The organism is Amycolatopsis sp. NPDC006125, assembly GCF_040614195.1.
Lineage (GTDB): Bacteria > Actinomycetota > Actinomycetes > Mycobacteriales > Pseudonocardiaceae > Amycolatopsis_E > Amycolatopsis_E tucumanensis.
In genome coordinates, this window is the sequence record NZ_JBEXTZ010000147.1 from 1 (window position 1) to 14,743 (window position 14,743).

At 71.5% G+C, this 14,743-nt stretch carries 16 protein-coding genes and 1 pseudogene; 6 read left to right on the forward strand and 11 right to left on the reverse strand.

Annotated features, from left to right (window positions below; all coding sequences use genetic code 11):
* The 5 genes and pseudogenes from ABZ193_RS40380 to ABZ193_RS40400 all read right to left on the reverse strand — a co-directional run.
* Positions 1–965, reverse strand: a pseudogene (locus ABZ193_RS40380) (hypothetical protein); the annotation flags it as partial.
* 88 nt (positions 966–1,053) lie between these two features.
* Complete coding sequence (locus ABZ193_RS40385) at positions 1,054–2,061, reverse strand: Ppx/GppA phosphatase family protein (protein ID WP_020419583.1); 1,008 nt, start codon at positions 2,059–2,061, stop codon at positions 1,054–1,056.
* Between the two features lie 66 nt (positions 2,062–2,127).
* Entirely contained in the window at positions 2,128–2,817 is a 690-nt protein-coding gene (locus tag ABZ193_RS40390) for a response regulator transcription factor (RefSeq protein ID WP_026153724.1), read from the reverse strand.
* Complete coding sequence (locus ABZ193_RS40395) at positions 2,817–4,037, reverse strand: ATP-binding protein (RefSeq protein ID WP_354714007.1); 1,221 nt, start codon at positions 4,035–4,037, stop codon at positions 2,817–2,819. Before ABZ193_RS40395 ends, ABZ193_RS40390 begins: the two co-directional genes overlap by 1 nt.
* Before the next feature lie 107 nt (positions 4,038–4,144).
* Positions 4,145–5,035: an oxidoreductase gene (locus ABZ193_RS40400; RefSeq protein ID WP_354714009.1), complete on the reverse strand. Its 891-nt coding sequence runs from the start codon at positions 5,033–5,035 to the stop codon at positions 4,145–4,147.
* A gap of 67 nt (positions 5,036–5,102) precedes the next feature.
* Between ABZ193_RS40400 and ABZ193_RS40405 the strand changes: the two genes are divergently transcribed.
* Positions 5,103–5,732: a DNA-binding response regulator gene (locus tag ABZ193_RS40405; protein WP_354714011.1), complete on the forward strand. Its 630-nt coding sequence runs from the start codon at positions 5,103–5,105 to the stop codon at positions 5,730–5,732.
* Here ABZ193_RS40405 and ABZ193_RS40410 read toward each other — a convergent pair.
* On the reverse strand, positions 5,718–6,317 hold the full coding sequence (locus tag ABZ193_RS40410) for a TetR family transcriptional regulator C-terminal domain-containing protein (protein WP_237336246.1): 600 nt from the start codon (positions 6,315–6,317) through the stop codon (positions 5,718–5,720). The genes ABZ193_RS40405 and ABZ193_RS40410 overlap by 15 nt on opposite strands.
* Positions 6,318–6,383: 66 nt before the next feature.
* Here ABZ193_RS40410 and ABZ193_RS40415 point away from each other — a divergent pair, with 66 nt between their 5' ends.
* Complete coding sequence (locus tag ABZ193_RS40415) at positions 6,384–6,563, forward strand: hypothetical protein (protein WP_354714013.1); 180 nt, start codon at positions 6,384–6,386, stop codon at positions 6,561–6,563.
* A 51-nt stretch (positions 6,564–6,614) separates the two neighbouring features.
* Here the strand turns inward: ABZ193_RS40415 and ABZ193_RS40420 are convergent, their stop codons facing one another.
* The 4 genes from ABZ193_RS40420 to ABZ193_RS40435 form a co-directional block, all read right to left on the reverse strand.
* Entirely contained in the window at positions 6,615–7,355 is a 741-nt protein-coding gene (locus ABZ193_RS40420; protein WP_027936103.1) for a phosphoglyceromutase, read from the reverse strand.
* Between the two features lie 556 nt (positions 7,356–7,911).
* A complete protein-coding gene (locus ABZ193_RS40425) occupies positions 7,912–8,427 on the reverse strand; it encodes a YbjN domain-containing protein (protein ID WP_354714015.1) in 516 nt (171 codons plus the stop codon).
* The gene (mshA, locus tag ABZ193_RS40430; RefSeq protein ID WP_237336281.1) at positions 8,424–9,719 is read right to left on the reverse strand and encodes a D-inositol-3-phosphate glycosyltransferase; all 1,296 of its coding nucleotides are present in this window, start codon (positions 9,717–9,719) and stop codon (positions 8,424–8,426) included. Before mshA ends, ABZ193_RS40425 begins: the two co-directional genes overlap by 4 nt.
* 111 nt (positions 9,720–9,830) lie before the next feature.
* Positions 9,831–11,000, reverse strand: a complete 1,170-nt coding sequence (locus ABZ193_RS40435) for an Ig-like domain-containing protein (protein WP_237336249.1) — start codon at positions 10,998–11,000, stop codon at positions 9,831–9,833.
* 95 nt (positions 11,001–11,095) lie between these two features.
* Here ABZ193_RS40435 and ABZ193_RS40440 point away from each other — a divergent pair, with 95 nt between their 5' ends.
* Positions 11,096–11,830 (forward strand): SDR family oxidoreductase, encoded by a 735-nt coding sequence (locus ABZ193_RS40440; protein ID WP_237336250.1) that lies wholly within the window; start codon positions 11,096–11,098, stop codon positions 11,828–11,830.
* Here ABZ193_RS40440 and ABZ193_RS40445 read toward each other — a convergent pair whose 3' ends face one another.
* Positions 11,831–12,853, reverse strand: coding sequence for a UDP-N-acetylmuramate dehydrogenase (locus ABZ193_RS40445; protein WP_027936101.1), 1,023 nt, complete (start codon positions 12,851–12,853; stop codon positions 11,831–11,833).
* Between the two features lie 26 nt (positions 12,854–12,879).
* On the opposite strand from ABZ193_RS40445, the gene ABZ193_RS40450 reads away from it, so the two are divergent.
* The 3 genes from ABZ193_RS40450 to ABZ193_RS40460 form a co-directional block, all read left to right on the forward strand.
* Positions 12,880–13,377, forward strand: coding sequence for a DUF2505 domain-containing protein (locus ABZ193_RS40450; protein ID WP_237336251.1), 498 nt, complete (start codon positions 12,880–12,882; stop codon positions 13,375–13,377).
* The gene (locus tag ABZ193_RS40455) at positions 13,359–14,153 is read left to right on the forward strand and encodes a class I SAM-dependent methyltransferase (RefSeq protein ID WP_237336252.1); all 795 of its coding nucleotides are present in this window, start codon (positions 13,359–13,361) and stop codon (positions 14,151–14,153) included. Before ABZ193_RS40450 ends, ABZ193_RS40455 begins: the two co-directional genes overlap by 19 nt.
* A gap of 112 nt (positions 14,154–14,265) precedes the next feature.
* Positions 14,266–14,743 (forward strand): GNAT family N-acetyltransferase (locus ABZ193_RS40460; protein ID WP_354714018.1); only part of this gene is annotated, 478 nt, incomplete at its 3' end.

Consider the following 14,743-nt stretch of genomic DNA (forward strand, 5'->3'; position numbering starts at 1 on the left):
CGGCGCGGCGGCGGGAACGTGCCGGTGGCGCGGCCCCCGGCAGGCGGCGCGTCCGGGTCGACCGGGGCGTCGAGACCGTCCAGGCGGGCGGCCAGCCCGGTGCTGGTCTCCTCGCCCGGCGGACGGCGGCGCAGCGGCGGCGGCACGGCCTCCGCGGGCGGCACGGGCAGCGCGCCGGACTCCTGCGGGGGCAGCGGCAACGCCCCCGACTCCTGGGGCGGGCGGCGCACGAAACCGGAGTCCTGCGGGTGCGGTCGCCGCAGCGGCATCGAGTCCTGCGGCGGGGGCGGCAGCGCGCCGGTGTTCGGGCGCGCGAACCCGCCCGAGTCCTGCTGACCGCGGCGCGGCGGGGCGCCGGGAGGCTCCGGGGTGACCGGTCGCGGCAGGGCGGCCGAGCTCTGCTGACCAGGCGGAACGGGCTGACCAGGCGGAACGGGCTGGCCGGGGGCGGGCGGCTCGGGCGTCACCGGCCGCGGCAGGGCCGCGGAGCTCTGTTGTCCGGGCGGCACGGGCTGACCGGGGTTCTCCGGCAGGACCGGTCGCGGCATCGCCGCGGAACTCTGCTGGCCGGGCGGGACGGGCTGACCGGGCGGGACGGGCGGCGCGGGCGGACCGGCGTGACCAGGCGGAACCTGCTGACCGGGCGGCGCAGGCGGGCCCTGCTCGGGACGGCGGAACCCGCCCGAGTCCTGGCGGCCGGGCGAGTCGGGCATGGCACGACGGCCGCCGTTGCGCCCGGGCTGAGCACCGTTGGGTCCCGCGCCGTTGGCGCGGACCCGGTCGATGATCGCCTGCGGGCCGGTCTCCGTCGGGTCCTGGGCGCGGCGGGGGCCCTCGTTCTCCTCCGGCGCGTCGTCGTCGGCCGCACGCCGGCGGCGCCGCCTGCCCTCGATGTTGCCGCCGTGCAGGGCGAGCAACTCGGCGACGGTCTTCTGCGAGCGGTCTTCTCGGCTCTCTCGGCTCATCGTGTCATCCCAAACAGCGCGTAGGGCCACAAGACGCGGGCTCGTGTACCGCACACGCCCACCACCGCCTTACGCATCCTTCCGCCTTTCACCGTGCCTGATCGAGCTCACCGAGGTCCAGCCGGTTGCTGTCACCGGTGGTTCTGCCGCGGCGAACAGTCGCCTCGTCACCGTTGGAGTGATCAAGTCGCCGCAGGATGACGCCCTCTCGCAGCGCCCAGGGACAGATCTCCAGTTCTTCCAGCGACAGCGCCCGCATCGCGGCCTGCGCCACCAGCGCCCCACCGGCCAGCTGGTGCGCGCGGCTCGCGCTGACCCCTTCCAGCTCGGCGAGGTCGGCCGCCTCCATCCGGGAGATGAACGCGATGAGCTGCCGCAGTGCGGTCTGGGACAGGGTACGGCGTACCCGCGGACCGGCTGCGGAGGGAGCCGCCCCGGTCAGCCTGGCCAGGGACCGGAAGGTCTTCGAGGTGGCCACCACGCGGTCCGGCACACCGAGCTTGGCGACCCGCTTCGCCAGCGGAGCCAGCTGGTCCTCCAGCCACGCCGACGTCGAGACCAGCTCGGACCGGGTCGGCGGGTCGTGGGCGAACCGGGTGCGGGTGATGCGGCCCGCGCCGAGCGGCAGCGACTCCGCGAGCGCCGGCTCCTCGTCGATCCCCATCGCGACTTCCAGCGAACCGCCCCCGATGTCGAGCACCAGCAACTGACCGGCCGACCAGCCGAACCACCGGCGCACCGCGAGGAAAGTCAACCGCGCTTCGTCAACACCGGACAGCACGTTCAGCTCGACACCGGTCTCGTCCGCGACCTTCCGCAGCACGTCGGAGCTGTTGTCGGCCTCGCGCACCGCCGAGGTGGCGAACGCCATCAGCTCCTCGCACCCGAGCTTGGCCGCGGAGACCTTCGCGTTCTCGATGGCCTCGACCAGCGCCTGCGCGCCCTGCTTGGAGAGGTGGTTGTTCTTGGTGATCTGCTCGGCCAGCCGCAGCACGGTCTTCTCGGAGTGCATCGGCGTCGGGTGGGCGCCACGGTGCGCGTCCACCACGAGCAGGTGGACGGTGTTGGAACCGACGTCGAGGACCCCTAGGCGCACAAAGCCCTACGGTACCGGTCCGCACCGTGTGCGGCCGCAAAGTGCCGGATAGGCCACCTCTGCTTGTCAGGACTCGAACTTGTACCCCAGGCCGCGGACGGTGACCAGGTGCCGCGGCGAGCCCGGGTCCGGCTCGATCTTCGACCGCAGGCGCTTGACGTGGACGTCCAGCGTCTTGGTGTCGCCGACGTAGTCCGCGCCCCACACCCGGTCGATCAGCTGACCGCGGGTGAGCACCCGGCCGACGTTGCGCAGCAGGTACTCGAGCAGGTCGAACTCCTTGAGCGGCAGCGACACCTCGCCGCCGTCGACGGTGACCACGTGCCGTTCCACGTCCATCCGCACCGGGCCGGCCGCGAGCACCAGCGGCGCCAGCTCCCCGTCCCCGCCGGTCTCGCCGCCGCGGCGGAGCACCGCGCGGATGCGGGCGATCAGCTCGCGCGCCGAGTACGGCTTGGTCACGTAGTCGTCCGCGCCCAGCTCCAGGCCCACGACCTTGTCGATCTCGCTGTCCCGCGCGGTCACCATGATCACCGGCACCGCCGAGCGCTGGCGCAGCTGCTTGCACACGTCGGTGCCGCTCATGCCGGGCAGCATCAGGTCGAGCAGGACGATGTCGGCGCCGTTGCGGTCGAACTCGTCCAGGGCCTGCTGGCCGTTGGTGGCGACCGCCGCCGTGAACCCCTCCTTGCGCAACAGGAAGGCCAACGGGTCGGCGAAGGACTCCTCGTCCTCGACGATGAGCACTCTCGTCACTACTTTCCTCCCTGGTTCCGGCCGTCCTTGGCGGCGGTCACGACGAGCCGCGACAGCTGCGCGGGGGTCTGGTCGTCCGGGGCCGCGGGGGTTCCGTCCCCGTTGCGCCCGGACTGGTGCATCGGGATCCGCAGCGTGAACGTCGATCCCGTGCCCGGCATGCTCCACAGCTTGACCTCGCCGCCGTGGTTGGCGGCGACGTGCTTGACGATGGCCAGCCCGAGGCCGGTGCCACCGGTGGCGCGCGAGCGCGCCTTGTCCGCGCGGTAGAAGCGTTCGAAGACGCGCTGCTGGTCCTCCTCGGCGATGCCGATGCCGCGGTCGGTGACCGCGATCTCGACCATGCCGCCGGACAGGCGCCTGCTGATCGACACCGGGCTGCCCTGCGGCGAGTAGTTCACGGCGTTGTCGAGCAGGTTCGACAACGCCGTGACCAGCAGCGTCCGGTCGCCCTCGACGAGCAGGCCGCTCGGCTCGTCGGTGGTGATCTCGATTTCGCGGGACTCCGCGGACAGGCGGGTGCGGCCCAGCGCCTCCCGCACGACGGCGTCCACCTCGACCACGTTCAGGTCGGGCAGCCGCTCGGCGCCCTGCAGCCGGGACAGCGCGATGAGCTCGCTCACGAGCGTGCCCAGCCGGGTCGACTCGTGCAGGATCTTGCCGCCGAAGCGGCGCACCTCCTCCACGTCTTCCGCCGCGTCCAGCACCGCCTCCGCGAGCAGCGCGATCGCGCCGACCGGGGTCTTCAGCTCGTGGCTGACGTTCGCGACGAAGTCCCGCCGGACGGCCTCCAGCCGGGCGGCCTCGGAGTGGTCGACCGCCTCGACGACGGTGAACCCCTCGCCGAGCGGGCGGATCTCGGCGACCACGGCCTCCGGCTGGCGGCCGCGGGCCTCCAGCGGCGACAGGTCGATCTCCATCGGGTCGCCGGTCTCCTCGACCTGCTCGGCCGCGACCCGCGCGCGCGGGTCGGCGCGATTGGCCTGGACCAGTCCGAGCGCCTCGGCGCGGCGGTTGAACAGCACCAGGTCGCCGAAGCGGTTCAGCACCAGGATCCCGTTGTTGGACGAGCGCACCAGCCTGAGCAGCAGTTCGGCGACGGTGGGGCCGGACGGCCGCCGCTGAGCCCGCCTGCGCTTGAGCCGCGGAACGAGGAGACCGGCGATCAGGCCGACCAGCAGACAGCCGACGGCCAGCAGGACCGCACCGGGCGCACTCACGGGTGAATCGTAAGCATGGAGGTGGCCGTTTGGCCTAGTACTGGCTGCCTTCTCGTGATGGCTGTGACACCTTCACAACGCGTGTTCGCAACCGGTTCAACCTGCGTTTACTCACCTCGACCCGGCTCGTGACCATTCACCCCGTCGAGCCGCGCGAGTTCCTCTTCGGACAGCCGCAGCGAAGCCGCCGCGATGTTCTCCTCCAGGTGCCCGACGCTGCCGGTGCCCGGGATGGCGAGCACGTTGGGTCCCTGGTGGAGGGTCCAGGCGAGGCGGACCTGCGCCGGGCTGACGCCGTGGTCCCGCGCGATCGCGATGACGGTCTCGTCCTCCGCCCCGCTGGCGATGGCGAAGAACGGAACGAACGCGACCTTTTGGTCGGCGCACAGGCGGACGAAGTCGTCGTCCTCACGCCGGGCGGTGAGGCCGTACTGGTTCTGCACGCACACCACCGGCGCGATGGCCTGGGCCTCGGCGAGGTGCTCCGGGCCGACGTTGGAGATGCCCAGGTGCCGGATCAGGCCCTCCTGCCGGAGTTCGGCGAGCGCGCCGAACCGGTCGGCGAGCGAGCCGGCGCCGCGGTCCAGGGTGCTGCCGATGCGCAGGTTGACGACGTCGAGGTGGTCCCGGCCGAGCTGCCGGATGTTCTCCTCCACCTGCAGCCGCAGCTGCTCCGGGGTCGCCTCCGGCAGGAACGAGCCGTCGAGCCCGCGGCCGGGGCCGACCTTGGTGGTGATCACCAGGTCGTCCGGGTAGGGGTTGAGCGCGGTGCTGATCAGCTCGTTGGCCGAGCGCAGCGGGGAGAAGTAGAAGGCGGCCGTGTCGATGTGGTTGACGCCCAGCTCCACGGCCCGGCGCAGGACGGCGATGGCCTGGTCGCGGTCGAGCTTCCCGCCGCCGGAGATGGCCAGCCGCATGGCGCCGTAGCCCATGCGGTTCACGGTGAGGTCGCCGAGCTGCCAGGTGCCTGCCGCGCCGGCGTTGATCGTTTCGGTCATGGCTCCAGGTTGGTCCGGCGCTCGCGGACGCGCCGCCGCTTGGCAACTTGCTGCCACACTGGTTGTCATGGACGTGCTGGTGCGGGGTGAGGCCGAGTTGTTCGCGCGGACGGCCCACCTGTTCGCGTCGGCCCAGGAGATCTTCTGCGCCGCGAACGACCTGCACACGTGGGCGGCGGCGCACCAGGTGCCGCACAGCAGGCAGCAGGACATGACCGGCCGGACCGTGCGGAAGCTGTACCGCCCGGCGTCGCTACTGCAGCCGGGCGGGGTGGCGCACCTGCGCGAGCGGGAGCGGCTGGGCGCGAAGATCCGGATCACGCTGGACGAGATCAACGAGACGATCGTGCTGGACCGGAAGGTGGCGATCCTGGCGGGCGACGCGGCGAGCGGCGAGCGCGGCTACACGGTCGTCACCAACCCCGAGGTGATCGGCAGCGTGACGAGCCTGTTCAACGCGGCCTGGCGGGCGGGCACCGAGCTGGCGATCTACGAGACGGAGTTCGCCGAGGTCAGGGCGCTGGCGCCGCGGATACTCGACGAGCTCGCCGCGGGCAGCAAGGACGAGACGGCCGCGCGAGCGCTGGGCCTGAGCGTGCGCACCTACCGGAGGCGGGTGGCCGAGCTGATGGACGCGCTGGGCGCGACGTCCCGTTTCCAGGCCGGGGTGCGGGCCCGGCAGCTAGGACTGGTCTAGCGCGTCGAGGTGGGTCCGCAGCGCCGACAGCGCCTCGGCCGGCGACCACAGGTCCGGGTGCAGGACCCCGTTCAGGCTCAGGCCGTCGATCAGCGCCGTGAGCCGTCGCACCTCGGTGTCCGGATCGTCGAGGTCCAGCGCGGCGAGGACGCGCCCGACCAGCGCCCGCGTCCCGGACGCCGCCTCGCGTGCCAGGTCCGCCAGCCGCTCGTCGGTGCGTGAGGCGACCGCGAACTCGAGGAACACGGTCACCTCGGCCCGCCGGACGTCGTCGAGCGGCAGCAGTTCGGCCAGCAGTTCGGTGCGCGCCGCGCGGCGCTCGGCCGGGGACAGCCCGCCGACGTCGCCGAGAGCCTCGACCTTCTCGGTCAGCCGGGCGGACACCCGGTCGATGACGGTCCGCATCGCGAAGCGCATCAGCTCGGCCTGGCCGTCGAAGTAGTGCCGGACGGAGCCGACGTTCAGGCCCGCTTCGGCCGCCACCGTCCGCAGCGACACCCGGTGCAGCCCCTCGCGCACGGCCAGCCGGAACAGCGCGTCGGCAACTTCCGCCCGCCTGCTCTCCGGGTCCACGATCTTCGGCACCTGGCCTTTGTATCACAGGTGTGCTAACTTCTATTTATCACAGTTGGGATATAAAGGAGGGTGGCTGTGGAAACCGTGCTCACCGTGCTGCTGGTCCGGTTCGCGTTGATCGCGGCCGTGGTCATGGCGCTCGCGCTCGTCGTCCTCGCGGTCGTGCTCGTGCTGCACCGGCGCGGCAAGGGCGATCAGGCACGCCGAGTGGCGCGAACGGCGGCCGAGTTCGCCCAGCGCCGGATCGGGCGCTGAACGCGAAAACGCCGGCTCCTCCAGGGGAGCCGGCGTTTCGGCGGACTGGCGTCAGCGGCCCTGGTTGGCGACCGCGGCGGCGGCCTCGGCCGCGGCCTCCGGGTCGAGGTAGGTGCCGCCCGGGTTGACCGGCTTCAGGTTCTCGTCCAGGTCGTAGCGCAGCGGGATCCCGGTCGGGATGTTCAGGCCCGCGATGGCGTCGTCGGAAATGCCGTCCAGGTGCTTGACCAGAGCGCGCAGCGAGTTGCCGTGCGCGGCGACCAGCACCGTCTTGCCCGCACGCAGGTCCGGCACGATCGCCGAGTCCCAGTACGGCAGCAGCCGCGCGACGACGTCCTTCAGGCACTCCGTCAGCGGCGCGTCCGGGCCGTAGCGGACGTCGGTGTCCTGGCTGAACTCGCTGCCGCGCTCGATCGGCGGCGGCGGCACGTCGTAGGAGCGGCGCCAGAGCATGAACTGCTCCTCGCCGAACTCGTCCCGGACCTGCTTCTTGTTCTTGCCCTGGAGCGCGCCGTAGTGCCGCTCGTTGAGGCGCCAGTCGCGGCGCACCGGGATCCAGTGCCGGTCGGCGACGTCGAGCGCGATGTTCGCGGTCGAGATCGCGCGGCGCAGCAGCGACGTGTGGACGACGTCGGGCAGCAGCCCGCTCTCCGCGAGCAGCTCGCCGCCCTTGCGGGCCTCCTGCTGCCCGAGCTCGGACAGGGGCACGTCGACCCAGCCGGTGAACAGGTTCTCGGCGTTCCAGGTGCTCTGCCCGTGGCGGAGCAGCACCAGCGTCCCAAGTTCGGCCATACCCGCTAGCCTGCCAGAACACGGCGAGCGACCGGATGACGCCCGAGGCTTTCTACGGACAGTGTCCTGCGCCACGGTAGAGAACCGCTAAACCACTCATTGATCTGTTGAACAACGGTCAGGGAAAGTGACACTTGCTGCATACCGTTAACACAGACAGTGAGAATCACTCGAACGGAGTAACCAGTAGTCTTGTGATTACTGGTGGACATCTGACAAGTTGGCTTACGTCCCGCTCGGCTGGAATTCCACGCACTCCCCAGCCGGACGCGGGGTACGACCGCAGCCTGTCTCCCCCCTGCCGGGCTGCGGCCCCGCCGGCCCCGTTGGCACTCCCCCTCGCCACCGGGTCCAGATGCGGCGGGAGCGTTCGCGGGGCGGCTTGAGTTCGCGACTCCCCCTCCCTCAAGCCGCTCCGCCCGCTTCTCCGGTGTGCTCGCTTCGCTCGCCACCGGGCGGGCGTTCGCACACCGCCTTTGGGGGGCGACCCCCCAAACCCCCACGGTGCGAGCTTCTTGCGTTGGCGGGCGCTGGGCGCGATGGGCTTGGACCAGCGTCAGTCGTCGGTGAGGGTGCCGGGGTCGTGGGGGTTGTCGGGCTCTATCAGGTGTTTGAAGGCTTGTAGGTTTGCCAGGCTTTCGCCGCGGCTGACTCGCCAGTCCCACTCGCGCTTGATGCTTGTGGCGAAGCCCAGTTCGAGGATCGTGTTGAAGTCGCCGTCCGCGGCTTCCAGCACCTGGCCGAGGATCTTGTCCAGTTCCGGCTCGGTCACCGCGTCCTTGCCGAAACGGCCCACCAGGTAGATGTCGCCCAGTGCGTCCACGGTGTAGTGGACGCCGTAGAGCTTCGCGTTGCGGCGCAGCAGGAAGCGGTAGACCTGCTCGTGGTTTTCGTCGGGACGGCGGCAGACGAACGCCTCCACGCCGAAGGCGTGGTCGCGTTCGATGAGCCAGGCGTTGGTCTGCAGCTTCTTCGTGCCGGGAAGGGTGACGAAGTACTTGCCCTCGGCCTTGCGGTCGTACTTCAGGCCGGCTTGGTCCAGTGTTGCCCGGACGACCTTGTCCAGCGTCATACGGCGACCTCCTCGTGCAGCGCGGCCAGCGTCCGCGAAGCCGCCACATAGCTCTCCAACAGGGCGTCCGTGGTGCGCGCCCACGAGAACCGCCGCGCGTGCACCAGCGCGTTCTCCGCCAGCTCCGCCCGCCGCTCCGGCCGCAACGCCACACTGGCCAGCGCCCCGGCCCAGTCCCGCGCCGCGTGCGAGGGCACCAGCAACCCGGACACGCCGTGCGCGACCGCCACCGGCAGCCCGCCGACCTCGGCCGCCACCACGGGCGTCCCGCAGGCCTGCGCCTCCAGCGCGACCAGGCCGAACGACTCGTTGTAGCTCGGCACCGCCACCACGTCCGCGGCGCGGTACACCTCCGCCAGCCGTTCACCCGGCTGCGGCGGCAGGAACCGCACCACGTCCTGGATACCCAGCGACACGGCGAGCTCACGCAGGGCCTGCGGCTGTTCCAGCCCGGTGCCCGACGGACCACCCACGACCAGGACGACCAGCCGCTCCCGCAGCTCCGGCTGCCGCTGGAGCAGGTGCGCGGCCGCGTGCAGCAGCACGTCCGGCGCCTTCAACGGCTGGATCCGGCCGGCGAACGCCAGCACCACGGCATCGCGCGGCAACCCCAGCCGCCGCCGGGCCCCGGCCTGCGAGCCGGGCACGAACCGGTTCAGGTCCACCCCGGGCGCGACCGTGTGCACCCGCTCCGGGGCCGCGCCGTAGAGGTCCACCAGCTGCCGCGCCTCGACCGGCGTGTTCGCCACCAGCCGGTCGGACTCGGCGACCACCTGCTCCTCCCCGATGACACGGGTGCGCGGCTCGGGCTTGTCGCCCTCGGCGAGCGCGGCGTTCTTGACCTTCGCCAGCGTGTGCGCGGTGTGCACCAGCGGCACGCCCCACCGGTCCCGCGCGAGCCACCCGACCTGGCCGGACAGCCAGTAGTGCGAGTGGATCAGGTCGTAGTAGCCGGGCTCGTGGAAGGCCTCCGCGCGCAGCACGCCCGAGGTGAACGCGCACAGCTGCGCGGGCAGCTCGTCGCGGCCGAGCGGTTCGAACGGGCCCGCCGGGATGTGCCGCACCAGCACGCCCGGCGCCAGCTCGGCGACCGGGGGCTGCTCGGACGAGGTCGCGCGCGTGAACACCTCGACGGCAATCCCGCGCCGCGCCATCTCGACCGCGGTGTGCGTGATGTAGACGTTCATGCCACCGGCGTCACCGGTGCCGGGCTGCTCCAGGGGTGACGTGTGCACCGACAGCACCGCGACCCTGCGCGGCCAAATCGTCTGCGTCCGTCGTGATCCGCGCAGCGAGATCGTCACCTGGTTCAACTCCCGTGTCAGTCTCTTTCCGCATCAGGGCGGAGCCCGTGAACGACAACGCCCACGGGCCCCCGACATCTTCCCAGCGGTGCGAAACCGTCACAGCGCGGACTTGGCCTGCCAAGCGCTCCAGCTGACGAGCCAGTCCATCACGTCCGAGGTGACGACCGGTCCGAGCCGCGACCCGGTGATCTCCACGGGGTCGCCGATCAGGGCCGAGTCGAAGTAGTTCTTCGCGTCGGCTTCCAGCAGGTTGACGCAGCCGTGCGAGGTGTTGGCGCGCCCGATGTTGGCCGCGTTGTCCTGGTTTTCGTGGATGAACTCACCGTGGTTGGAGAACCGGCAGGCCCACTTCTTGTTGACGTTGGTGTAGCCGTAACGCGCGTTGTCGAAGATCGCGCTCGGCTCCTTCGTCATGATGATGTAGGTGCCGTTCGGTGTGTTCAGGTTCACGTCCGAGTCCTTGCCGTTGCTGCACGGGTAGCTCTTGTACAAGGACCCGCCCCGGTACACGTTCATCTTGTGGTCCGGGGTGTGGATCTTCACGACCTGGTTGCGGCCGATCTTGAACTCGGTGGTGACGTCGGCGCGCGGGTAGGCCCCGCCGCCGAGGTCGATGCCGTACAGCTTGGCCTCGACCTTGACCGTGGTGTTGGCGGGCCAGTACTCCTTCGGCCGCCAGTCCACCTGCTGGTCGGACAGCCAGCCCCAGGAGCCTTCGACGTCGGTGGACGTCTCGATCTTCAGCGCCCGCTCCACGGCGGCCTTGTTCTTCACCGCGCTGGTGAACTTCACGCTCACCGGCATCGCGACCCCGACGGTCGCGTCGTCGGTCGGGTTCAGCGTGACGCGCACGGTGGAGGCCGGCTTGAGCGTCGAGAAGCTGCCGGTCAGCGTCACCGGCTTGCCGTCGGTGCCGGTGGCCGTCGCGTTGTAGGTGTAGGTCTTGTCGTAGCCGAGGGTCTCGCTGCTCGTCCAGGTGGTCTTGTCGTCGCTGAGCTTGCCCTCGACGGCCTTCCCGTCGGGGTTGGTCAGCTTGACCTCGGTGAGCGTGCCCTTGGCGACCTTGACGGTGACGGGCTGCAGCACGGGCACGTTCTTCGCGTCCGCGGCGGGCTCGGCGGTGATGACCGCGGCAGGAGGCGCCTCGCTCGTCGCCCCGCCCCCGGTCTGCGCGCCGCCGTCGTCCCCGCCGCTGGTGCACGCCGCGGCCATGGTCGCCGCGCCCGCGGCGAGCGCGGCCTTGAACACCGTGCGCCTCTCGATCACCTGTTACCTCCGCACTCCGTACTTCTCCCGGACGTCAAAGCGACGCCCGGCCCTGCCGCGTTACCGGCGTGTCCCCCGCTGGGAGTATGTGCGGTATGACGACCAAGCGAACCGCAGTGATCACCGGCGCCAGCGCGGGCATCGGCGAGGCGACCGCCCGCGCCCTCGCCGAGGCCGGATTCCACGTCGTGCTCGGGGCTCGCCGCCTCGACCGCCTGGAGAAGCTGGCCGCCGAGTTGTCCGGAACCGCACACGTACTGGACGTCACCGACCCCGGTTCGGTTGCCGCATTCGTCCAGCGGGTTCCAGATTGCCACGTTCTCGTCAACAACGCGGGCGGCGCACGCGGCCTGGAGCGCGTCGAGGAGGCCGACGAGGACCACTGGCGCTGGATGTGGGAGGTCAACGTCCTCGGCACGCTGCGCATCACGAAGGCGTTGCTGCCGAAGCTGATCGCCTCCGGTGACGGCCACGTGGTGACCGTCACGTCGATCGCCGGCCACGAGGTCTACGACGGCGGTTCCGGCTACACGTCAGCCAAGCACGCGCAGTCGGCCCTGCACCGCACGCTGCGGTCGGAGCACCTCGGCGACCCGGTGCGGATCACCGAGATCGTGCCCGGCATGGTCGAGACCGACTTCTCCGCCAACCGGTTCGACGGCGACACCGAGCGCGCCGCGAAGGTCTACCAGGGCCTCACGCCGCTGACCGCGGAGGACGTTGCCGACGTGATCGCCTTCGCCGTCACGCGACCCTCGCACGTGAACCTCGACACCATCGTCATGAAGCCGCGCGCGCAGCTCAACGGCAGCCGCGCCCACCGCGAGTGACTACAGCGAGCAGTTGATCAGCAGTGGTTCGGGACGCAGCGTGACGCCGAAGCGGGCGTGCACGCCGTCCCGGACCTCGCGGGCCAGCGCCAGCAGGTCCGCGGTGCTGGCCGAACCGCGGTTGGTGAGGGCCAGGGTGTGCTTGGTGGACAGGGACACCCGCCCGCCCGGCCCCGGGTGGCCCTTGCCGAAGCCGGCCCGCTCGATCAGCCAGGCCGCGGACAGCTTCACGCCGCCGTCGGCCGGGTAGCGCGGCATCTCCACGCCCTCCAGCGCCGGCGGGATCTCCGCGACGATCGGGTTGGTGAAGAACGAGCCCGCGCTCCACGTGTCGTGATCGGACGCGTCGAGCACCATGCCCTTGCCCTGCCGCAGCTTCAGCACGGCCTCGCGCGCCTGCGCCGCCGGAACCCGCGCGCCCTGCTCGACGCCCAGCGTGCGGGCCAGTTCGGCGTAGCGGATCGGCGCGGACAGCCCGTCGGCGCGCAGGGCGAACCGGACACTGAGGACAATCCCCCAGCTCTCCCCCTTGAGCACGCTCGTGCGGTAGCCGAAGCCGAGCTCGTCCGCGGTCATCGTGCGCACCTCGCCGGTGCGCCGGTCGTAGCACTCGATCGAGGTGAGCAGGTCTGCCACCTCGCAGCCGTAGGCGCCGACGTTCTGGATCGGCGTGGCGCCCACCGAGCCGGGGATGCCGGACAGGCACTCCAGCCCGCCGAACCCGGCCTCGACGGTCGCCGCGACGAACTCGTCCCAGTTCTGCCCGGCCGCGACCTCGACCTCGTCCCCGTCGATGCGCCAGCCGCTCGTCGCGATCTTGACCACGGTGCCCGGGAAGCCGTCGTCGCCGACGACGAGGTTCGACCCGCCGCCGAGCAGCAGCACCGGTCCCTCGACCGAGCGCACCGCGGCCAGCAGCTCGTCGGTGGTCCCGGCCACCACGAACGCGCGGGCTGGGCCGCCGAGGCGCAGGGTGGTGTGCTCGGCCAGGGTCGTCTGGGTCGGTGTTTCGAGACGGCTCACGAGCACAAACGGTACTGTCTGGCCTCATGGCATCCCGTATCGAGCACCGCGCGGAGTACCCCAACGGCGTCTCCGAGGTGTTCCGGGCCGAGACGAGCGAGGAGGCGCTGACCGCCCGCCTCGCCGAGATCGGCGGCAAGAACAGCGCCCTGCTCAGCCATTCCGCGGACGACAACGGCGCCAGGTACACGCTGCGACAGGGCATCGAGGCGGACAAGCTCCCGCAGATCGTCCGCAAGCTGCAGCCCGGCGACCTCTACGTCGACCGCGAGCACACCTTCACCCGCGACGGGGACGGCTACACGGGCACGGCGCGGGCCACGGTGAGCGGGATGCCCGGCGAGATCACCGCCCGCACCGAGCTGCGTCCCCGTGGCGACGGCTCGGTCGTCGAGACCCGCGGCGAGGTCAAGGTCAAGATCCCGCTGGTCGGCGGCAAGCTGGAGAGCTTCGTCGCGGGCGAGCTGACCAAGCTGCTGGCCCGCGAGGCCCAGTTCAGCCGCGAATGGCTCGCGGCCCGGTAGGCGCGCCGACCCGAGGAACCACGAACCCCAACCGCCTGCGCCGCGTCGACCGCTGGCTGGCCGGCGCCCCCGAGGTGTCGGCCGCGCTGCGCCGCGCGCCGGATCCGCTCGTCGTGGACCTCGGGTACGGCGCGTCCCCGGTGACCACGGTCGAACTGGCCGCGCGGCTGCGGCGGGTCCACCCGCGGGTCCGGGTGCTCGGGCTGGAGATCGACCCGGAGCGCGTCGCGGTCGCGAAACCCGCCGCGCGGCCCCCGTCGCTGGACTTCCGCCAGGGCGGTTTCGAGCTCGCCGGGACCCGGCCGAACCTGGTGCGCGCGTTCAACGTGCTGCGGCAGTACCCGGAGGACGAGGTCGAGGGTGCCTGGAAGCTGGTACTCGACCGGCTCGCCCCTGGCGGGCTGCTCGTCGAGGGCACCTGCGACGAGATCGGGCGACTGTCCACCTGGGTCACCCTGGACGCGGACGGCCCACGCACGCTCTCCTTGTCCTGCCACCTGGATTCGCTCGACCAGCCGTCCACTTTGGCCGAACGACTGCCGAAGGCGCTGATCCACCGCAACGTGCCGGGCGAGCGGATCCACGACCTGTTGTCCACACTGGACATCTGCTGGGCGACCGCCGCGCCGCACCAGGCCTTCGGCGCCCGCGCCCGCTGGCTGGAGACCGTGCGGCTGCTCGCCGCGCGTGGCTGGCCGGTGCTGACCCGGCCGCGGCGGATCCGGCTCGGCGAGCTGACCGTGCCGTGGGCGACCGTGGCACCCGGAAGCAGGTAGGGACAACCCCACCAAAGTAGCGGGGGCGGCACGTACGGGCGTTCCCCGGGTTGTCCCTGATCTTGCCGGAAGTCCCTGGCTCAGGCGGTGTGCGCGGCGACACGATCGCCCCATGACCGCAACCCTCAGCAGGCAGTACGAGGCCGTCATCACGGCGGACTCCGACATCGTCCAGGCGTGCCAGCGACTGCGGCACCGCGTGTTCACCACCGAGTTCGGCGCGGCGCCGCACCCCAGCGGGCTGGACGCCGACGAGTTCGACGACGTGTGCGAGCACCTCGCCGTGATGCACGGGGGCGAGGTCGTCGGCACCTACCGGCTGCTGCCGCCCGGCCGGTCGGCGCGGCTGTACTCGCAGTCGGAGTTCGACCTGGACGGTCTGGCCCCGCTGCGGCCGCACCTGGTCGAGACCGGCCGGTCGTGCGTGCACCCGGACCACCGCTCCGGCGGGGTGATCAACCTGATGTGGTCGGCGATGGCGCGGTACGTCGTCGGCCACGGCTACCGCTACCTCGCCGGGTGCGCGTCGGTGTCGCTGGCCGACGGCGGGGCCGCGGCGGCCGCCACGTGGGCGCTCGCGCAGGCCAAGC